The following is a 19,658-nucleotide window of genomic DNA, read 5'->3' on the forward strand; positions in this document are numbered from 1 at the left end:
TGCATTTTAAGATGCTCTAGCCTGACTATTTCATTCTTTAATGCCTTACATCCTGATTTGTCATCACAAATACCGTAAACAGGTGTATGAGTGATTAAAACCTCTGTGTCGCTAGGTATATGACTCCAATCCGCTTCGCTCGGCAAAGTATGTGAACGGCATAGTAAACTCTGAGGGTGAAGCGCCTAAGCCGTAGAACTTGATGCCATCAAGCTCAACAGCAGAGTTATTTAGATAGTGAACCCCTGTAAAGTCGAACAATTCGGGGGTTCTTGGAAGGTCCTCATCGTGATTTCCACCAATCAATATGCGATGCTTGAACGGCTGGACACGAAACCAATTAAGAAATGCGTAATTTTCAATATCAATGCCATATTTTGAAAAATCGCCACTACATATAAGAAAATCACCGTTGGGTAGCGTTCTATCTCGATGATTACCGTGCGTATCACTTTCATTTTTATTATTGAAGCCCTTTATAAGTCCTTCTAAAGGGCTTGCTTATCACCATTCTCACGTTTTAACCTTCTAGCCTCACGCCACTCTTTATTAGCATCCAATCTCTTAACTAAGTCATCGACGCTTAATAAAGTTAAATTGCCGGCCTTGTCAAAAGTATCAATAAACGCACTAAAAGTAGTAAAAACAGGTTTCTCAAAACAGCTATGACCATGGACTGTGTAATCGACATCAGATAGCACTCGCTCAACCCCCTCTTGATGCATCTCAGCATGTCTTCGAGTACGCAAACACAACTCACGAGTATCACGTTGCTCCAAATCATTTACAAACTCATTCCATGAGCTACCGTATCTAGTCGGAACGCCTGCGTGACTAATACCAATCTTGTAACCATGCGTTTCCAGTTCAATGACGTATGGCAGTGCCATCAATAGCTTTGCTAAATAAGCTCTGCATTGCTCATCAAGCTTGAAAAACCATCTACCCTCAATCTTTCTGTGAAGTTCCGCAGGTTCATAATACTTGTATCGGTTATAAAGTTGGATTCGCTCTGGTTCATACTGGTCTAGAATAAACTGGTCGTGATTTCCACGGACTGAGTAAAACCAAGGTTCTTCTAGCAATTTAATCACCTTCTCACTTTCATCCCCTCTGTCGCCTAAATCCCCGACCGCTATCAAACGGTCTTTTTTAAAGTCAAAACCAATCTTTTTAAGCTCGCTCATCAACTCAAAATAACGACCATGTAAATCGCCAACTATATAGTCTTTACCGAGCTTATTTTCTCCAAGTGTATGCTTGTAAAGTTCGATATTCTCTAGCGTTTTGCGACCACAGTAGTAATCCAGCGATGCTTTTGCATCATCGCTTAGCGACTCATAACTAGAACCTAATTTTTCCAGCATAAGCTTTCGGTAATATTTAATTTTCATTTACATAATCCAAACTTCTTAGTTAACAAACTTGTTAATCAAATCGCATAATTTCTGAGGTTTAAAGTCGATACGTTCAACAGACACGTTTATCTCTTTAGATTTATCCGTTTTTGCATCATTAGTGTGAACATGACCGTGAATATTTAAGTCACAGTCTTCATGTTTAAACACTTCGGCCATAGAATCTCTAGTTTCTTTTGCTTTGCCACGCATATAAGGGTTATCACTCACTAATGGATAGTGAGAAAACATGATTTTTAAACCGCACACTTCCCTGATTAAACCACTTACCCACTGTGGTTTTAACAGCCAAGGCTGACAGTCCTTGATGCCGTAAACGACTTCTAGCTTCCCTGGAAAATCTTCTACAAACCTTTTAAACTTATTAATCATCGAAATATCGTGATTACCCAAAACCAGGATGATTCTGCCATTAAGCATGGGTAATACATCAGTGGCTTTTTTAAATGCAAAATCACCCAGGTGAAGCACCAGGTCATCTTCGCCAACAGTCGAATTCCAGTTATGAATTAACCATTCGTCAGGGTTATCAAACCCATCAGATTTCATGCCTTCTAATCGGCTTGGCTCGTACTTATTGATGTTATTGTGATAAAAGTGTGTATCACTAACTAACCAAGTCTCTTTATTGATTTCGTTTAACCAACTCATAATTTATCCTTACTCTTAACTGACACTACTTGAGGTTGATTTTTAAGAGAGTAATCTTCATTCATCAATGAACTGTTTAATGCGACATAACCGTGAGAATCATCTCGTCCATACCCACCGTGAATGTGACCAAATAAATGTGCTTGCAACTTATTCAATTCTTTAATTCTTTCGGCTAAAAATGGACAGCCCAATGCAGACTCATAAAATTCGCTTGATTCTTTTCTTCTCTTACGCCCAATCGAGAATTCAGCATACTTATCATCTAAAATGAATTTAGCTGGGCCATGTGTAATCAACACATCAGCATCAACAGGAATCTTATTCCAATGCTCAAGCTCTTCACCTTTATCTAACTGAAAGCCCCAATTGTGGAATTCAGGTGTATAAGGGCTTCCCCAGAATTTAACACCATTGATTTCAATCGATTCATTGATTAATAAATGAACTTCATCAGGTATAACCATGTATCTGAAATCTTTATCAGTTTCAAACTGTTCGCAAAATCTGTCGTGATTACCTGGCACTAAGATTTTATGTTCAAATGGTAGCTCTTCAAACCAATCTAAAAAGTCGTTCAAATCTCTCGAACTCATTGAATGACGCATAAAATCGCCTGAATGAATAACAACTTGAGGCTGATGTTCTTTTGCAATTTCCTCTAGCCACTCTTCACACTTGCTGTCTTTATGCCAACCATGTGTATCAGATAAATGTACAATTTTCATATTGAAGCCCTTTATAAGCCCTTCATGAGTTCTTGAACCGCTTCCCAAGTCCAAATGTGTTTAAGTGTGTCTGCATCTGCTTTATGAGCAGTTAAGCCTTTTTCTCTAAATTTTTCACTCGCAACAATCTGTGCTTTGTAAGCAATTTCGTTTGGAATCTTCTGCTCATGGATTAATGTATGAATCAATTTAAATTTAGGCTCAGGATAGGTTTCACCTGTCATTTCACTAACATCATCGAGAAGCATCAAAAGCCAATTCAAATCTGCGCCATTATCAGCGTAAACCGTTTTGCCTTTTAAGTCGCTAGACAGCTCACGAGCAACTGTTTCAGCGTTGATGCCATATTGATTAATATAATTCTTGGAAAAACCATGCATATCTTGAGCGTTGTAATCCCAAAGATAATCAGCGTCATTCCAAACTGGCAAAGGCTTAATTAAAAAGCACTTCAAATCCTCTTCAGACGTACCGTAGGCTATTTCGATTGGAAATCCATTAATCGCTGAAGCTTCAAAATCAATGAAGATTGGCTTTTCCATACCTATTCTTCCATTCTTTTGGAGAAAGTAGATTCATTCTAAAGTTTCCGTGTTTTGACTGACTCTTAAAGTCTGCAATCACATCATTCATATCTCGACTTTCATCAGTTAAACCACTTTTAGCAAGAATGTACTCACGCCCCGATTCAGTAATTGCCTTATAGACGTCCTTGCCATCGTGTTTCACTTTTTCAAGCGCAACGATTGGAGTCGTTCTTCGAGCACCACCATCTGGCTTCAAACCCACAATACATGCAAAGCTTTCGTCCTCAAAGATAACTTCCATAACACGCCAAACGTGGAGATAAATAGATGGCTGCTTATCCACTGGTGTAGCAGTTCTGTATATGTAATTAAGCATTTATGTTCTCCTCAACTAACTTAAATAACTCACCAACTTCTAAAATATGGTAATTCTGAGAGCCCGCTCCAGCATCAATAAACACTGAATTACAGTGGACAGCAGGCTTTGCACCCACACCTGTATGACCATGAACGGTTACTCCTATTCCATCGAGCCACCTGTTTTCGACAGGCACTTCTGCTTCCCATTTTCTGTGGCGATGATAATCGTAAAACTCAGCAATGACATCACGAGTCCACAAAGCCTCTTCTCGCACCATTTCGTCCTGTTCTAGAGATTCGAGAAAATCTGACCAAGCTTTGAACTCAAGTGGTACACCTGCATGAACAAGACCTACATCACCCCGTTCAGTCTCAATAGTCATTGCAAGAGGAAGTTTCTTCAAAAGCGTGTAAATACGATGCTTTGCATTATCGTTCCACAATCTGTCAAACCACTTGCCTCCGTTATATCTATGCAATTCCGCAGCGTCCCATTTCGTCTTTTTAACCGCTTCGGAAGGCGTACAACATGGAATGTCACCAGGAAAGTCATAACGATTAATTAGCAACTGCTCATGGTTACCACGAATCGAGTAAAACCACTCTTTTTGATACAGCATATCAAGCACTTTTACATTGTCTTTACCACCATCTATGAGGTCCCCAACGGCAAACAATCGGTCTATTGACTCATTAAACGTGACGTTATCAAGTGCGTTTAATAATCGTTTTTTATTGGCATGAATATCACCAATGACAAAATCACGACCATTTTCATTAAGGCAGATTTCTTTGTGATAACCCTGTTTCTGTCCTCTACCATATTGCACCATATTATTTCCGCATATTTTTAAATAGACATCTAAATGATAAACAAACTAAGCAAAAAACGCCAATAAATTTTGCATCATTTTTTTTCTGTTCTTTTTCTTTATATTCCGGTTTTTTATGTCATAATCGCTTTAACTAAAATCAACTTGGTGATTTATGACCAAACAGATATCGAACAAAAAACAAATATACAAACTCAAAGATGTTGCTGAAATAAAAGCTGGCTACCCCTTTCGAGGAAAAATACAAGAAAGTCCAAACGGGCCTGCACGAGCTGTTCAGCCAAAAGACATTTCCGAATTAGGCGAACTTATTGAAGAGGATTTAATTTGCACGGAACTAACAGGAAAAAGAACTGCAGATTGGCTTAAACGCGGAGACGTAATCCTTATCAATAAAGGCTGGAGAAATACAGCTACTTACATTGAGCAAGACTATGAAGACATCACTTTGGCTCCCACCCTATTTTTGATTAGACCTAAAAAGGATTGGGCTTCTAAATTAAATATGCAATTTATTGCCTGGCAGATTAACCAAACCCCCATACAAAATTATTTCAAACGCTCAGCAGAAGGTTCTCTTCAAGTCAGCTTAAGACGACAAATCATTGAAGACGCTGTTATTGGCATCCCTCCACTTGAAGAACAAAACACTCTGGCAAATATTTACGAAAACAGCATTCAACAACAAAAAGTTTTGGCTACAATGGTACGCAATATTCATAACCAAATGACAGTGCTTGCTCAAAACCTTGTTCAGACAGAAGAAAAACAATAGGAACCACCATGGCACATACACCAATTAACCAAGATGAAATCAACAAAGCCGTTTGGGGCGCGTGCGATACTTTCCGCGGCACAGTAGACCCATCCATTTACAAAGACTTTGTTCTTACCATGCTGTTCTTAAAATATATCTCTGATGTGCATCGCGATAAACACGAAGAACTATCAAAGCAGTTCGATGGCAATGAACAGATGATTACCGCCATGATGGCAAGTCAGTCTTTCAAAATTCCAGCATGCGCTACCTTTTGGGATTTATATGAAAAACGTCATGAAGCAGGCAACGGAACCCGTATTGATACCGCACTACATGCCATCGAAGAAGCCAATGGCAGCAAACTTAAAAACGTTTTCCAAGACATTAGCTTTAACACAGACAAGCTTGGAGATGAAAAACAAAAAAATGAAATCCTGCGCCACCTATTAGAAGACTTTGGTAAAGAAAAACTCGATCTTCGTCCGAGCCGCGTAGGCACATTGGATGTCATTGGTAACGCTTACGAATTCTTAATTAAAAACTTTGCCACAGGCTCAGGAAAATCAGCCGGTGAATTCTATACACCTCCAGAGGTGTCAGACCTACTTGCAGTTCTTTTAGACCCACAAGAAAATGACCAAATCTGTGACCCCGCCTGTGGTTCCGGTTCGCTATTAATGAAGTGCGGTAAGCAAATTCAAAAGAAATTTAACGGTTCAAAGCAATACGCTCTATTTGGGCAAGAAGCGATTGGTTCAACTTGGTCACTGGCCAAAATGAATATGTTCCTGCATGGCGAAGACAACCACCGCATTGAATGGGGTGACACCATTCGCAACCCAAAACTACAAGACAGCAACGGCGGTCTATTGCACTTTGATGTAGTTACCGCCAACCCACCATTCTCGTTAGATAAGTGGGGCCATGAAAACGCAGCAGATGATACTTGGGGACGTTTTGAGCGTGGTGTACCACCGAAAACCAAAGGCGACTATGCGTTTATCTTGCATATGATTGAAACCCTTAAACCGCAAACAGGTCGCATGGGCGTGGTTGTGCCGCATGGCGTGCTATTTCGCGGCGCGGCAGAAGGCAAAATCCGCACCAAACTTATTGAAGAAAACCTACTCGATGCGGTGATAGGTTTACCTGAAAAACTATTTTTCGGCACTGGGATTCCAGCGGCAATTTTGATTTTCAAAAAACACAAAACCACCAATGATGTCCTGTTTATTGATGCCAGTCGAGAGTTCCAGTCAGGCAAAAACCAAAACAAACTCACCGAAGAGCACCTCACCAAAATCGTTGATACCTACGGTAATCGTGAAACGGTGGATAAATACGCCTACCTTGCCACCCTCGATGAAATCAAAGAAAACGACTACAACCTCAATATCCCGCGCTATGTCGATACCTTTGAAGAAGAAGCCGAAATTGACCTAATGGCGGTGCGCTCCGAGCGTCTTGCCCTGCAAAACCAATTGTCAGAGCTAGAAACCCAAATGGAAGGCTATCTAAAGGAGTTGGGTTATGACTCGTGATTCTTATTCTCAGCTTGAATTAATGCAAGCTAGGGTAAAAAGCGTACCTAGCAATTGGCTTTTCTCTTATGTTGGCAAAGTGTTTGATATAAAAAACACATTTAGAAAACCTATCAGCGATGAAATTCGTCAAAAGAATCCAGGTCAATACCCATATTACGGTCCAACTAAAATACAAGGCTTCATTGATACATATGAACAAGATGGTGAATTTGCCCTAATTGGAGAGGACGGCGACCATTTTTTAAAGTTCAGAAATCTGCCTATGACTCAACTTATAGAGGGCAAGTGTACCGTTAATAATCATGCTCATATTGTTGCTGGAACCAATAGTGCGACAAGGGAATGGTTTTATTACTACTTTATGCATAGGGACATTTTTAGCTTCTTGACACGACAAGGTGCTGGTCGCTTTAAATTAAATAAAGCAGCACTTGAACATATACCTTTACTTGTCCCACCTCTCCCCGAACAAAAGAAAATCGCGGAGATTTTATCGACTTGGGATAAGGCGATTACCACCACCGAGCAACTGCTGGCCAATAGCCAACAGCACAAAAAAGCCCTTATGCAACAACTACTCACAGGCAAAAAACGCCTCCACGACCACACAGGCCAACCGTTTACTGGGGAGTGGCATAATTGCCATATCGGAAAATTGTTGAAAGAAAGCCGAATACCGTCAAGCTTGAATAACCCTGATAATCGTTTAACTGTTCGGTTAAATTTAAAAGGAATTGAAAAACGGGAGTTTCGTGGAACTGAGTCAATTGATGCGACAGCTCATTTTATTCGAAAATCTGGTCAATTTATTTATGGCAAACAAAATATCCACAAAGGCTCATTTGGGTTAATTCCAAACGAATTTGATGGTTTTGAAACATCTCAAGATTTACCAGCTTTTGATTTCATTGGAATATGTGAACCAAGCTGGTTCTTTTACTACGTTTCTCAAAGCTGGTTCCATCAATCGCTTGAAAACCGTATGAGCGGAACAGGCTCAAAACGCTTAAGTCCTTCGGAGTTTTTTAAAGTCAGAGTTTTGCTTCCTGAACTTAAAGAACAACAAAAAATCGCAGCCGTCTTAACCGCCGCCGACCAAGAAATCGACACCCTAAAACAAAAACTCGACCATCTAAAACAAGAGAAAAAAGCCCTCATGCAACAGCTTTTAACCGGTAAGAAAAGAGTCTTAAGTTAATTAAACTCAAAAGGAACTTCATGCAAATTGTTAAGCTTGATATCAATAACTTTAGAGGAATAAAGTCAGCCTCTATTTTATTACCTAAACACGGCGTATTGATTGGAGACAACAATACTGGGAAAACGACAATTCTAGAAGCTCTTGACCTAGTACTTGGGCCAGATAGGCTAAACAGATACCCTCCTATTGACGAACATGACTTCTATTCTGGAATCTATTTAAATGAAGAGCCTAGCGAAGGAGGAGGTGATTCCCCAAAGATTGAAATCCATACCGTTATAACCGAACTCAGTACAGAGCAGAGAATCGAGTTTGGTAATTATATCGAATTCTGGGATTCAACGTCCTCACAGCTATATGACATACCTGACCCTGAAGGGGTAGATGCTACACATATTAAGCCAGCTATAAGAGTTACTTTCCATGGTTGGTATGACCCAGAAGAAGACGATTTTCAAGCTAAAACTTTCTTTTCTAGGTCTATTACAGAAGATGACCCTCCAAGACAGTTTACAAAAAAGCACAAGCAAATTTGCGGCTTCCTTTACCTTAGAACAGTGAGAACAGGAAGAAGAGCACTTAGCTTAGAAAAAGGCAGCCTTTTAGATATTATCCTGCGATTAAATGAGGTAAGGCCTCAAATGTGGGAAAAAACTCTTAAAGAGGTATCTACTATATCCATTGCTGAAGACCCTGAATTAGGTATATCTTCAATTCTCGAAAGCATCAATTCTTCTCTAAAAAAATATGTTCCTAAAGAGTGGGGAGTTGAGCCTCAACTCAAACTTTCAAACTTAACGAGAGAGAATCTTAGGCAAGTTATAACCGCTTTTATTGCTTCTGGCGACGGAACTCATATAGCCCCCTATTATCGTCAAGGAACAGGGACAATAAATATGCTGGTTTTAGCAATGCTATCGCAAATCGCCGAAGCAAAGCAAAACGTTATTTTTGCAATGGAAGAGCCCGAAACTGCAATTCCTCCTTATGCTCAAAAAAGAATTATTCATGAAGTTCAAAGCTTGTCCTCCCAAACTCTATTCACATCTCACTCCCCTTTCGTTTTAGAAGAGTTTGAAATAAAAGATACATTAGTGCTCACTAGAGGAAGTGAAGGAACCTTAGAACGAAAAAGTATTACTCTTCCATCTGGGGTTAAGCTAAAAAGCTATAGGCAGAATTTTAGAACTAGATTTTGTGAAGGCTTATTAGCTCGAAAAGTCCTTGTTGCAGAAGGGGCTACAGAGGCATCAGCATTTCCAGCTGCCTGTAGAAGGCTCTATGAATTAGAACCGGATAAATATCTACCTCTTGAGGCCTTAGGCATCAGTATTATTGATGCTGGAGGAGAAAAACATATTCCAAATATTGCATCTATTTATAAAGGGCTTGATAAGCAAACATTCTCAATTTGCGATGCTCAAACAGAAGAGAATCAACAACGAATTGAAGAACAAGTCGAATTAAACTTGATGCACGAGGAAAAGGGTTTTGAAAAACTAGTCGTAAATGGAACTACTGAAGATGCATTAAATGCATATGCAGACTCTATAGATTGGCCACCCCATTTAAGGGAGAAATTCTTCCCATTAAACAATGAAAATACCAGAACAGCCATTTTAGAGTTCTTTAAGAGTACAAAAGCAGAAGGTACAGTAGCTGATTTTTTATCAGACCTACCTATTGAAGCCATCCCAGAATGGATCAAATCTGCCGCAGAAGAATTGAAAACTAAATGTCTTAAAGAAATTGAACCAATAACTGAGGAAGATGCTTCTCCTTCTTCAGTTCTAGAAGTGAGTTTTTTGTGAACTTAACTGCTGAACAGAACCTTGTAATGTCATCTAGTAATCACCTACTTGTTACTGGAGGTCCTGGCTCCGGAAAAACGACTATATCCATTTTAAAAGCTGCTCATATCTCAGAACACGAGTTAAATAAAGGTCAAAAAGTTCTTTTTTTAAGCTTTGCCAGGGCAACCATCTCTCGTGTTATCGAAGCCATTGAGCATGAACAGAGTATTTCTCCTGAAATAAAAAAAAGAATTGACGTTGATACCTACCATGCTTTTTTCTGGAGAGTGTTGAAAACCCACGGTTATCTTTTAGGGTTACCAAGAAAACTACAAATCTTAGCTCCACATGAGGAAGCTGTAGCTTTATCGGAAATACGCTCAAGATATGCCGGGAAAAAGCTTTCTCAGCAAGATAAAATTGAAAAGCGAGACCTTGAAGAAAGAGAAAGGTACCGCTTGGCAAGAGAAGAAGGAAAAATCTGTTTTGATTTTTTTGCCAAATTTACTTTAGATATTATTCAACCTAGCTCACAAATAACTGAACTAATATCTGAAGCATTTCCAGTTATTATCGTTGATGAGTTTCAAGACACTAACCAAACACAATGGAACGTAATAAAAGCGCTTGGTTCAGCCTGTCGAATTATCTCTCTTGCAGATCAAGAGCAAAGAATCTTCGAGTGGATTGGAGCAGACCCCAAGCGTTTAGACCATTTTAAAAGCGCGTTTCAACCCGATGTAGTTGATCTAAGTGATGTCAATCACAGAAGTGCAGGAACAGACATAGCAGTTTTTGGAAATGATGTTCTAACTGGAAACTACAGAGAAGAAGCCTATAAAGGAGTTAGTATAGAGTTATTTGATGCATTGAAAGCACCCGCTTTCACTAAACTTATAACCACAGTATACACTGCTAGAAAACGGTTAATTGCTTCAGGCAAGCCAGATTGGTCTTTAGCAGTTTTAGTTCCAACCAAAAAAATGACTAGACTTGTATCTGATGCATTTCGGAGTCCTCCTAGCTCACTAACACCAATAAGCCACAATGCAGTTATTGATGTTTCTGGAGCGATACTTGCAGCTGAAACCATAGCTCATTTGCTAAATTCTTTTCAAAGCAAAAAAGAGCACTTCTTTATATTTGTTGAGTTAGTTTGTAATTTTTTTGAAGGCAAAGGCGGTGAAAAACCTAGTCTTTCAAACCTGAAAGAGGCACAAAAAATTAGAGAATCATACTCTCTGATGCAAGAGAAACTAAAATCAGGAAAAAAATTATCTAAGGGCAGTGTCATATTCAAAATTGTACAGACATATCAACAAGTATTAATGATTGAGTATACTGGTGACCCTGAAAAAGACTGGCTAACAGTTCGTCAAACCCTTGAAAATGGATCATGTACCCGCCTCAAAAAATTAGCTATTGAAGCTAAAAATGTTCGCATATTAGATAGGGGTACAGAACTTCGATCGCGGCTTGCTTTAAGCTGGAACAACAGCCATTATCTCGATGCATTGAACATAGTTAAAGACGCCTTTACACAGGAACACTTCGCAACTAAATCTAAACCGGAGTCAGGGGTTGTTGTTATGAATATGCACAAGTCAAAAGGAAAACAGTTTGATGAAGTTATTATCTTTGAAGGCTGGCCAACGATTGTAAGAAGGAAAATAGTCGCTAATAATGACCGAATTGTGCGACTTAACGATAAAGAAAATATTGACACTCAGTCAAGACAAAACTTGAGAGTTAGTATTACAAGAGGTAAACAACACACGACTCTGCTGACACCAAAAGTTGATCCATGTGTAATTTTAACCCAAAGACCTTAGAGAGAACCATGTACAAGCTAATCGCAAAATTCCACGAAGAAGTCAGTGCTAAGATTCCAGCTTTAACTTTGCTGGCAAATCTTGACTATCAATACCTATCGCCAGAACAAGCGAATGATATGCGTGATAGTTTGTCCTCAGTGGTGTTGACGGATATTTTGCGTGAAACGATGAAAGACCAATCTTTTGAGTTCCAAGGAAAGTCACACCCTTTATCCGAAGCTGCGATAGATAAAATAGTTCAAGAGTTAGCTACCCCAGCAATGAATGAGGGGTTACGTGCTGCCAATGAAAAGCTCTATAACGCTCTAACCTATGGAGTTGGTATTACCGAGTTTATTGATGGTAAAAAAGTGAGTCCAACAATTCAAATAATCGATTGGGAAAACCCTGATAATAATGAATACCATTTTACGGAAGAGTTTGAGGTTTTAAATGCTCATGGCACAGGCAAACGTATTCCTGACATTGTTTGCTTTGTTAATGGCTTACCTTGGGTAGTGATTGAAGCCAAGCGCCCAGATTCTTCTCATACTGGTAAACCTACCGTTGAAGAAGGTATTTCTCAAAACATTCGTAACCAAAAAGTGGATGAAATACCCCACTTGTTTGCCTATTCTCAATTACTTCTCTCCATTAATGGTCATCAAGGGCTTTATGGCACTTGCGGCACGCCTGCGAAGTTCTGGGCAAAGTGGAAAGAAGAAGACATTTCAGAAAACACTTTTTCTAAAATTAAAAACCTAGCATTAAAGCCTGAACAACTTGCAGCCATTTTTGAACACAGACCTCAATATACCAAACAAGACTATCTTTCTTTAATTAGCGGTGGCGATTTAATTGTCACCGACCAAGACCGATTATTAATCTCTTTACTTAAACCTGAACGTCTTTTAGAAATGACTCGCCTATTTGTGTTGTTCGATACTAAGGTGGGTAAAGTGGTTGCTCGTTATCAACAGGTATTTGGCATTAAAGCCTTGGTGGAGCGCATTACCACCTTTGATGATAAAGGAGCTCGAAACGGTGGTGTAATTTGGCATACCACAGGGTCTGGTAAATCTTTTACCATGGTGTTTTTAGCCAAAGCACTCATCTGGTTAAAAGAGTTGGCTAAATGCCGTGTGGTCGTGGTCACTGACCGTGTGGATTTGGAAGACCAGTTAGCCCGAACTTTTGCGACAGGCGGTGCGCTATCGGATAAAGATAAAAAATCCGCCATGGCCACCACAGGTAAACGTCTTGCAGAACAAATAGGTAAAGGTAACGAACGTATTATTTTTTCTATCATCAATAAGTTCGGCACCGCCATTAATCTACCAGAATGCTATAACGATAGTCCTGACATGATTGTACTTGTTGATGAGGGTCACCGCAGCCAAAATGGTGAAAACAATGTACGCATGAAACAGGCTTTACCTAAAGCCGCCTACATTGCGTTTACTGGAACGCCTTTACTAAAAGATGATAAAACCGAAAATAAGTTTGGCAAAATCATTCACTCTTACACCATGCAACAGGCCGTTGAAGACCAAACGGTCACTCCCCTACTTTATGAAGAACGAATTCCTGAACTGAGTACTAATGACAGTGCTATTGATGCCTGGTTTGAACGCATTACCTCTGACTTAAGTAGTAAACAAAAAAGTGACTTAAAGAAAAAGTTCTCACAAAAAGGCCAAATCTATCAAACCGAAGGTCGTCTTGAACTGATTGCTTATGATATTTCAGACCACTTTCAGAACTTTAAAGATTTGGGGTTAAAAGGTCAGCTAGCTTGTGACTCTAAAGCCTCTGCTATTCGCTATAAACAATTACTCGACAAGATAGGTAAAGTCTCCTCAGTGGTCGCCATGTCTCCTCCTGACACCCGTGAAGGTCATATAGACATTGATAGTGAAAGCACCGATTTAGTTCAGAACTGGTGGAAAGAAAACGTTGGCTCACAAGATGAAAAAGCCTACACCAAATATATTATCAGTGAGTTTGCTAAAGAATCTGGGCCAGATATCATGATTGTCGTAGATAAACTCCTAACTGGATTTGATGAGCCAAAAAACACGGTTCTCTACATCGACAAACCTCTTAAACAACATAACCTGATTCAAGCCATTGCACGCGTTAACCGCCTACATAGTAAAAAGCAGTTTGGTTATCTAATTGATTATCGTGGGATTCTAAAAGAACTCGACACCACGATTGAACAGTACCAAGATTTAGCAAAACGTACTCAAGGTGGATTTGATATTGATGACCTGAAAGGCCTATATCATCAAATGGAAACGGAGTATAAAAAGTTACCACGCTTGTATTCAGAGCTTTGGGCTATTTTTGATGATGTTAAAAACAAACAAGATGGTCCGGCTTTAAGAGCCTTCTTAGCACCTAAGATTGAAAATATTGAAGGTAACTTGACCGATACCAACCTGAAAAAACGTGATGATTTCTACGCCGCTTTAACACAGTATACAAACTGCTTAAAAGTAGCTCTTCAATCATCTAGTTATTTTGAAGATAAGAGTTTTGATAATAAGCGACAGCTCTATAAAGACACTTTAAAAATGATGGTTCAACTTCGTCAACAAGTTCGTCAAGATGCAGAAGAAACGGTTGCTTATGATGAGTATGCAGATGACATTAAAGCCTTGCTTGATAAGCACATTGGCGGTGTAAATATTGAAGAGCCTGAAGGCGCTTATTTAGTTGGTGAAATGGGCGTTGACTCAAAACCACATGAAATGAGTGATGAAGAGGCTCGAAATAAAAAAGATGTGATTACGGGCCGTGTTACCAAACGCATTGAACAAGACTTAGCCGATGACCCTTATGCCCAAGAGTACTTTTCTAAATTGCTAAAAGAAGCCATTGAGCAAGCTAAAGAAATGTTTGATGCTCCTGTTAAACAATATCTATTGTTTGCGGACTTTGAAGAAAAGGTTAAAAATCGAGAAGTTGAAGGATTGCCAGCTGACAAACTCAACGGGCTTGACCCAAAAAACAAACGCCATGTCCAAGCTTACTTTGGCCTATTCCTAAAACAGTTTGATGGTGCATTACCTTTTACCAATGACTCTTGTTTTGATTATGCTGTGCAAATAGACGAAATTGTTAGAAAAGCAGTGTCTGAATACTCTATTAATCCCCAAGAAATCGAGAATCAAATCACGACTGGTTTGCTTCCACTCTTGTTCCAAGATATTGGTATAGAAAAAGCACAAGCAATTATCTCGGAAGTCATTAAAATCACCCGTCTAGGTTTGTCAGGTTATAAATCTTAATGTGTACTCAGCAAGACCAATTCAGCTTTGTCTATGGAGATGAAGCCATCGCATATTATGTTATTTGGAAACCAGACTGCAAAGCTGAAAAGATACTCATAAAAGTCCACCCTACTTCTGAAGTCATTGTTACTGCACTTGAAGGCACTAATCCAGATGAAATCCATCAAGCCATTCTGAAACGAGCACGCTGGATATGGCAGTCATTACAGGAATTTAAGTCTCATCAGGAGTTAGTCCAACCTAAACATTACCAAAGTGGCGATATGATGTTTTATCTCGGACGACGTTACATGCTCAAGCTATTAGAATCTGAAGAGCAGAAACCGAGCGTAAAATTAATACGCGGACAACTTCAGGTAAACCTAAAACCTCAAGATAGACATAATACCGCTTTAATAAAAAAGCTAATTAATGCCTGGTACCGCTCGCAGTCAGACAGAATCTTTAAAGACAGATTAAAACAGTTAGTTCCTCAAACTCAATGGGTAAAAACCATACCTGAAATTCAAACTCTCGCCATGCAAAAACAGTGGGGAAGCTGTTCCATTAAAGGTAAGATTTTATTAAACCCTCACCTAATTAAAGCTTCTAAAGAATGTATTGACTATGTCATTCTGCATGAGCTATGTCACTTACAAGAACACAACCACTCAGAACGTTTTTGGCGCTTATTGTCTCGAGTTATGCCGAATTACTCAGAAGTTAAAGCCAAACTCGATAGCATGGCTGAACTTTATCTCAGCGAATAAAAAAATATTACATCCTCTTTACCTGTAGAACTTCGGTTTCATAAACTCTTATATACTCCTGCATCCGTCACCAAAGAGTTTTACAAATTGTTATATAGTTCTTGATTCGTCATTAAATAGTTTTACAAAATATATAAGAGTTCTTCATTTATCACGAAAGAGTTTTACAAATTTCCCTTCCTATCAACCAGCTTCCAACCTACATAACAAGCACAACTTTTCAAAAATTGAATTGATTGCCAAAATTTTCAAATCAAATCCCCACTTAGTTCTCAAAATCTTATAGATTGAATTAAAAGGCCGTGAGGCGAGGTTTCGAAAGGAGTTTACTCCTTCGCCGAATAGTAGTTGTCGAAGACAGCTGCTAGTAGGTTATAGACTAACCCTACGGTCATTCGATTTATTTAATTTGGAGAGCGGAATATGACTGGAACGGTAATTGTAAGGTTGGAAGCCATAAAGACTACAGGGAATCTCACACATGATTTAGATAATTCACGTAGACCAAACTATGTAGACCATTCAAGGTCACACCTAAACAAGATTGTCATGGGTCAAAAGTTTAAAGAGTCTAAGTCTTTATTTAAACATCAAAAGAAAAACGTTATTCAACATTTCAATACTGAAAAAGCACGGCTAAGAGAATTAATAACACCTGAAAATTTAGATGAGAAGGAATATTTAAAAGAACGAAGACGTATCCGTAATTGGCAATCACATATGAAAAATCACTTGGCAGGTTTTATTGGCTTTGGGCGTAATGCCCAAGCCAATGACTTAAACCATGACGAGATGGATGCGTGTGCCAAAGATTACGTAAACTCATTTTGTAAACGACGCAATGTAGAAGTCTTATACTTAGTTCGACACATGGATGAAACCACCGTTCATTATCACTTTGTCACTACCAACTATAATCCAGAGCTTAAACAGACTATTCGCTTAACCCGTGACAATTTAAGAAAAGAACAAGACATGATTGGTCACGCATTTTCTTCGATGGGATTAACCCGTGGATTAGATAAACAAGAACGTTTGAAACAAGTGGCACAAAAGCTAAATCAACCAATGCAAAATGGAAACTACAGCCCAGAGGTATGGAAAGAATCTAATGTAATTCATCGCTCAGTTAAACAATTGCATGAAGGTTTACCACTTGAAATTGAAGAAAAACAAAAAGAAGCTGAAAAAATCCAATCTGAAATAAACGCTCAGCAAAAAAAGTTAGAGAAGAATGTGCGTCTTATTACACAGAATGAAACTAAGTTAAAAGAGCTTTCAAATCAAGAAGCAAGTCATCAAGTCCAAATCGAAAAAATTGAGAAGCGTTTACAGCATTATGAAGAACGTGTTATAGACGCACAAGCCGAAATAGAACGATTATCTCTTGAACTTCAACCTATCAAAGCGACAAGGATTGACTATGTAAAAGGCTATGAAGAAAAATGGTTTGGTTCACCTAAACCCATTATAAAAAAAGCCAAGGTAGTGTCGCCTAAACTCGCCAATGAACAATTCAAAGCTTTAAAGGCAAAAGAAATAAAACTAGAGCAAGAACAACGACGTTTAAAACAACAAAGACAACAAGCTCAGGCAGAACAATTAAAAGCAGAAGCAGAACTTCAGGCGTTCTTTGCCCGACAGTCCCATAAACATATGATGGTGTTTGGCAAACCCGTAGATTCAAATGAAGAGTTTTTGGACTTTATTAAATGGTTTGACCAAAAGTCTGGTTGGGTAACCACCAATATAGGAACACGTTTTAAAGTTCAAGAACAAAACGGACAAGTTATTAGAGTAGTTGTTGAAAATACCGAAAGTAAAACAGCTTATGAAAAAGCCTATACCCTTCTATTGGCGACTCATAAATCAAAATTAGACCAAGGCTTCTTTGAAGGCTCAGATGAAGTGTTTATCGAGTTTTATAAATTAATAACTAAAAAGCCTGAGAAATATGATTTTGAACTTATGCTCACTCCTGAACAAGAAGCATTACTTATTAACAAAAAACTTTTAAGCGTTTATGAAAACGAGCCTTTAGACGAGCTGAATCGATAGAAATGTGGTTATTGATTAACAGTATCCATATTCCAGTGCCATTTTTTAAAAAGTTGTCTGAAAAAAAGAAAAAACTATATCTACAAACAAATATTAAAAATATGATTAAAGAGAATTAAAGAAAAAACAAAATAAATAAATTTTAAAAAGGAGTCTCTTACATGAGAAAACTATTATCACCATCAGAAACAGCTCAATTACTTGGAGTAACAGTTGGAACTCTAGCGGTATGGAGAACTACTGGGAGACATGACCTGCCGTTTACAAAAGTAGGAGGAAGAGTATTCTATTTAAATGAAGATGTTGACCTGTGGCTAGAATCTAGAAAAAGAACTTGCACGTAAAAATTTTAGTCAGATTCTATTGGGGGCACAGCGGGGGCACGGCAAAAAAGCAAGAAATACTTAAAAACTATTGAGTGCGTAACATACTGAAATATAAAAGAAAAATGGGGCGAATGACGGGGATCGAACCCGCGACAACAGGAATCACAATCCTGGGCTCTACCAACTGAGCTACATCCGCCATAGATGGCGTGATCGACACGCCGGAAATGGCGCGCCCATCAGGATTCGAACCTGAAACCCTCGCCTTAGAAGGGCGATGCTCTATCCAGTTGAGCTATGGGCGCTCTTTCGAACCTTGTTACTGAGACCCGAAAGAAATCAGGCCCTCAAGAATATGGTCGGAGTGGAGGGATTTGAACCCCCGACCACCTGTACCCAAAACAGGTGCGCTACCAAGCTGCGCTACACTCCGTAAGATGGGGCGTATTGTATAGACGACCCCCACTACTGTCAACCAGTAATTATGAAATTTTGGTTATTTTTTTAGGGCGTATCAGCGCGGTTTATGGGTATCTTTAGCTAAGTATTTGATTCCTTTTTTGAATCCTGTCGCTTCGCCCAATAAAAACCATGTAATCCAAGCAGAAATGCGACAAAATCGGGTATCATATTGGTTTTTAATTGATACATCATTTGGGAGATGTTATGTCTGCTAAGATCCTTGACGGTAAAGCCATTGCAGAAGAGTTACGCGAGTCCATTAAAGAAGAGGTTAACCAACAGGTTGCTCAAGGCAAAAAACCGCCGGGGTTAGCGGTCATTATGGTGGGGGAAGATCCGGCCTCTCAAGTGTATGTGCGCAACAAGAAAATCGCTTGCCAAAAAGCCGGTTTTAATGACGTCTCAGAAGTGTTGCCTGCGGAAACCTCCCAAGAAGAGGTTTTGGCGCTGATCGACAAACTCAATGCGGACGATACGGTGCACGGGATTATTGTGCAATTGCCGGTTCCGAAACATATTGACCCGGAAACCATTATCGAGCGTATTTCCCCTTGTAAAGACGTGGACGGATTTCACCCATATAATGTAGGTCGTTTGGCCACCCGCATGACTCAGCTTGCCCCCTGCACCCCGCATGGCGTCATGACCATGTTGGCCAAAACCGGAATTCCATTGCGTGGTTTGAATGCGGTTGTGGTGGGAGCCTCCAACATTGTTGGGGTTCCGATGGCTCTGGAACTACTGAATGAGCGTGCTACCGTCACCATCTGCCACAGTGCCACCAAAGATCTGCCTCAAAAAGTCTCGGAAGCAGACTTGGTAGTGGTCGGCGTGGGCATTCCCAACATGGTCAAAGGCGATTGGATTAAAGACGGGGCGATTGTCATCGATGTGGGCATCAACCGTCTTGACGACGGTACTTTGTGCGGCGACGTGGAATACGATGTCGCCAAGGAAAAAGCCAGCTGGATTACGCCGGTTCCGGGTGGTGTCGGACCCATGACCATCGCCACCCTGTTACAGAACACCCTGCAAGTGGCCTATCACCTGGATTGCAAAGCCTAGAATATTTGAAAATGGACAGGCCTGTTCATTTTCGATCTTGCCCATAAAAAAGCCCGTTGCAGAGTCATTC

At 39.6% G+C, this 19,658-nt stretch carries 17 protein-coding genes and 3 tRNA genes; 10 read left to right on the forward strand and 10 right to left on the reverse strand.

What is annotated here, in order from left to right; genetic code table 11:
• Nucleotides 1–111: 111 nt before the first annotated feature.
• Genes B076_RS13405 through B076_RS13045 form a run of 7 tightly spaced genes read right to left on the reverse strand, consistent with a single transcriptional unit; the run spans nucleotide 112 to nucleotide 4,517 of the window.
• Nucleotides 112–480: a metallophosphoesterase gene (locus B076_RS13405; RefSeq protein WP_157753564.1), complete on the reverse strand. Its 369-nt coding sequence runs from the start codon at nucleotides 478–480 to the stop codon at nucleotides 112–114.
• Between the two features lie 8 nt (nucleotides 481–488).
• Nucleotides 489–1,394 carry a metallophosphoesterase gene (locus tag B076_RS0107910; RefSeq protein WP_028486829.1) on the reverse strand — a complete coding sequence of 302 codons (906 nt, stop codon included), beginning with the start codon at nucleotides 1,392–1,394 and terminating at the stop codon, nucleotides 489–491.
• A gap of 18 nt (nucleotides 1,395–1,412) precedes the next feature.
• A complete protein-coding gene (locus B076_RS13040) occupies nucleotides 1,413–2,069 on the reverse strand; it encodes a metallophosphoesterase family protein (RefSeq protein ID WP_051347254.1) in 657 nt (218 codons plus the stop codon).
• Nucleotides 2,066–2,797: a metallophosphoesterase family protein gene (locus tag B076_RS0107920; RefSeq protein WP_028486830.1), complete on the reverse strand. Its 732-nt coding sequence runs from the start codon at nucleotides 2,795–2,797 to the stop codon at nucleotides 2,066–2,068. Before B076_RS0107920 ends, B076_RS13040 begins: the two co-directional genes overlap by 4 nt.
• 11 nt (nucleotides 2,798–2,808) lie before the next feature.
• Nucleotides 2,809–3,339 (reverse strand): hypothetical protein, encoded by a 531-nt coding sequence (locus B076_RS0107925; protein ID WP_028486831.1) that lies wholly within the window; start codon nucleotides 3,337–3,339, stop codon nucleotides 2,809–2,811.
• Nucleotides 3,317–3,700, reverse strand: coding sequence for a hypothetical protein (locus tag B076_RS0107930; protein WP_028486832.1), 384 nt, complete (start codon nucleotides 3,698–3,700; stop codon nucleotides 3,317–3,319). The genes B076_RS0107925 and B076_RS0107930 overlap by 23 nt, the downstream gene beginning before the upstream one ends.
• A complete protein-coding gene (locus B076_RS13045) occupies nucleotides 3,693–4,517 on the reverse strand; it encodes a metallophosphoesterase (RefSeq protein ID WP_051347255.1) in 825 nt (274 codons plus the stop codon). Before B076_RS13045 ends, B076_RS0107930 begins: the two co-directional genes overlap by 8 nt.
• Before the next feature lie 154 nt (nucleotides 4,518–4,671).
• Here B076_RS13045 and B076_RS0107940 point away from each other — a divergent pair, with 154 nt between their 5' ends.
• From B076_RS0107940 to B076_RS13180, 9 genes are all read left to right on the forward strand, one after another.
• Nucleotides 4,672–5,292, forward strand: coding sequence for a restriction endonuclease subunit S (locus tag B076_RS0107940; RefSeq protein ID WP_028486833.1), 621 nt, complete (start codon nucleotides 4,672–4,674; stop codon nucleotides 5,290–5,292).
• Nucleotides 5,293–5,300: 8 nt separating this feature from the next.
• On the forward strand, nucleotides 5,301–6,818 hold the full coding sequence (locus tag B076_RS0107945) for a type I restriction-modification system subunit M (protein ID WP_028486834.1): 1,518 nt from the start codon (nucleotides 5,301–5,303) through the stop codon (nucleotides 6,816–6,818).
• Nucleotides 6,808–8,019: a restriction endonuclease subunit S gene (locus tag B076_RS0107950; RefSeq protein ID WP_028486835.1), complete on the forward strand. Its 1,212-nt coding sequence runs from the start codon at nucleotides 6,808–6,810 to the stop codon at nucleotides 8,017–8,019. Before B076_RS0107945 ends, B076_RS0107950 begins: the two co-directional genes overlap by 11 nt.
• A gap of 20 nt (nucleotides 8,020–8,039) precedes the next feature.
• Nucleotides 8,040–9,833 (forward strand): ATP-dependent nuclease, encoded by a 1,794-nt coding sequence (locus tag B076_RS0107955; protein ID WP_028486836.1) that lies wholly within the window; start codon nucleotides 8,040–8,042, stop codon nucleotides 9,831–9,833.
• Nucleotides 9,830–11,647, forward strand: coding sequence for a UvrD-helicase domain-containing protein (locus B076_RS0107960; RefSeq protein WP_028486837.1), 1,818 nt, complete (start codon nucleotides 9,830–9,832; stop codon nucleotides 11,645–11,647). Before B076_RS0107955 ends, B076_RS0107960 begins: the two co-directional genes overlap by 4 nt.
• Nucleotides 11,648–11,655: 8 nt before the next feature.
• Nucleotides 11,656–14,925, forward strand: coding sequence for a type I restriction endonuclease subunit R (locus tag B076_RS0107965; protein ID WP_028486838.1), 3,270 nt, complete (start codon nucleotides 11,656–11,658; stop codon nucleotides 14,923–14,925).
• The gene (locus B076_RS0107970) at nucleotides 14,925–15,677 is read left to right on the forward strand and encodes a M48 family metallopeptidase (protein WP_028486839.1); all 753 of its coding nucleotides are present in this window, start codon (nucleotides 14,925–14,927) and stop codon (nucleotides 15,675–15,677) included. The genes B076_RS0107965 and B076_RS0107970 overlap by 1 nt, the downstream gene beginning before the upstream one ends.
• Nucleotides 15,678–16,100: 423 nt before the next feature.
• A complete protein-coding gene (locus B076_RS0107975) occupies nucleotides 16,101–17,735 on the forward strand; it encodes a hypothetical protein (RefSeq protein WP_157753540.1) in 1,635 nt (544 codons plus the stop codon).
• A 161-nt stretch (nucleotides 17,736–17,896) separates the two neighbouring features.
• The gene (locus B076_RS13180; protein ID WP_084205733.1) at nucleotides 17,897–18,079 is read left to right on the forward strand and encodes a helix-turn-helix domain-containing protein; all 183 of its coding nucleotides are present in this window, start codon (nucleotides 17,897–17,899) and stop codon (nucleotides 18,077–18,079) included.
• A gap of 105 nt (nucleotides 18,080–18,184) precedes the next feature.
• On the opposite strand, the gene B076_RS0107980 is transcribed toward B076_RS13180, so the two are convergent.
• The 3 genes from B076_RS0107980 to B076_RS0107990 form a co-directional block, all read right to left on the reverse strand.
• Nucleotides 18,185–18,260, reverse strand: a tRNA-His gene (locus tag B076_RS0107980).
• A gap of 29 nt (nucleotides 18,261–18,289) precedes the next feature.
• Nucleotides 18,290–18,366 (reverse strand) — tRNA-Arg (locus B076_RS0107985).
• Between the two features lie 51 nt (nucleotides 18,367–18,417).
• Nucleotides 18,418–18,494, reverse strand: a tRNA-Pro gene (locus tag B076_RS0107990).
• Nucleotides 18,495–18,727: 233 nt separating this feature from the next.
• Here B076_RS0107990 and folD point away from each other — a divergent pair.
• The gene (gene folD, locus B076_RS0107995) at nucleotides 18,728–19,588 is read left to right on the forward strand and encodes a bifunctional methylenetetrahydrofolate dehydrogenase/methenyltetrahydrofolate cyclohydrolase FolD (protein ID WP_028486841.1); all 861 of its coding nucleotides are present in this window, start codon (nucleotides 18,728–18,730) and stop codon (nucleotides 19,586–19,588) included.
• Nucleotides 19,589–19,658: the final 70 nt, after the last annotated feature.

It is taken from the genome of Thiomicrorhabdus chilensis DSM 12352, from assembly GCF_000483485.1.
In the GTDB taxonomy this organism is placed as follows: Bacteria; Pseudomonadota; Gammaproteobacteria; order Thiomicrospirales; family Thiomicrospiraceae; genus Thiomicrorhabdus; species Thiomicrorhabdus chilensis.

What these genes read in the sequence shown, in the direction of transcription:
- B076_RS0107920 (WP_028486830.1), bottom strand. Translation starts at nt 2,797, where the DNA reads ATGAAAATTGTACATTTATCTGATACACATGGTTGGCATAAAGACAGC.
- B076_RS0107925 (WP_028486831.1), bottom strand. Translation starts at nt 3,339, where the DNA reads ATGGAAAAGCCAATCTTCATTGATTTTGAAGCTTCAGCGATTAATGGA.
- B076_RS0107955 (WP_028486836.1), top strand. Translation starts at nt 8,040, where the DNA reads ATGCAAATTGTTAAGCTTGATATCAATAACTTTAGAGGAATAAAGTCA.
- B076_RS13180 (WP_084205733.1), top strand. Translation starts at nt 17,897, where the DNA reads ATGAGAAAACTATTATCACCATCAGAAACAGCTCAATTACTTGGAGTA.
- B076_RS0107930 (WP_028486832.1), bottom strand. Translation starts at nt 3,700, where the DNA reads ATGCTTAATTACATATACAGAACTGCTACACCAGTGGATAAGCAGCCA.
- B076_RS0107950 (WP_028486835.1), top strand. Translation starts at nt 6,808, where the DNA reads ATGACTCGTGATTCTTATTCTCAGCTTGAATTAATGCAAGCTAGGGTA.
- B076_RS0107965 (WP_028486838.1), top strand. Translation starts at nt 11,656, where the DNA reads ATGTACAAGCTAATCGCAAAATTCCACGAAGAAGTCAGTGCTAAGATT.
- B076_RS0107975 (WP_157753540.1), top strand. Translation starts at nt 16,101, where the DNA reads ATGACTGGAACGGTAATTGTAAGGTTGGAAGCCATAAAGACTACAGGG.
- folD (WP_028486841.1), top strand. Translation starts at nt 18,728, where the DNA reads ATGTCTGCTAAGATCCTTGACGGTAAAGCCATTGCAGAAGAGTTACGC.
- B076_RS0107910 (WP_028486829.1), bottom strand. Translation starts at nt 1,394, where the DNA reads ATGAAAATTAAATATTACCGAAAGCTTATGCTGGAAAAATTAGGTTCT.
- B076_RS0107940 (WP_028486833.1), top strand. Translation starts at nt 4,672, where the DNA reads ATGACCAAACAGATATCGAACAAAAAACAAATATACAAACTCAAAGAT.
- B076_RS0107945 (WP_028486834.1), top strand. Translation starts at nt 5,301, where the DNA reads ATGGCACATACACCAATTAACCAAGATGAAATCAACAAAGCCGTTTGG.
- B076_RS13040 (WP_051347254.1), bottom strand. Translation starts at nt 2,069, where the DNA reads ATGAGTTGGTTAAACGAAATCAATAAAGAGACTTGGTTAGTTAGTGAT.
- B076_RS13045 (WP_051347255.1), bottom strand. Translation starts at nt 4,517, where the DNA reads ATGGTGCAATATGGTAGAGGACAGAAACAGGGTTATCACAAAGAAATC.
- B076_RS0107970 (WP_028486839.1), top strand. Translation starts at nt 14,925, where the DNA reads ATGTGTACTCAGCAAGACCAATTCAGCTTTGTCTATGGAGATGAAGCC.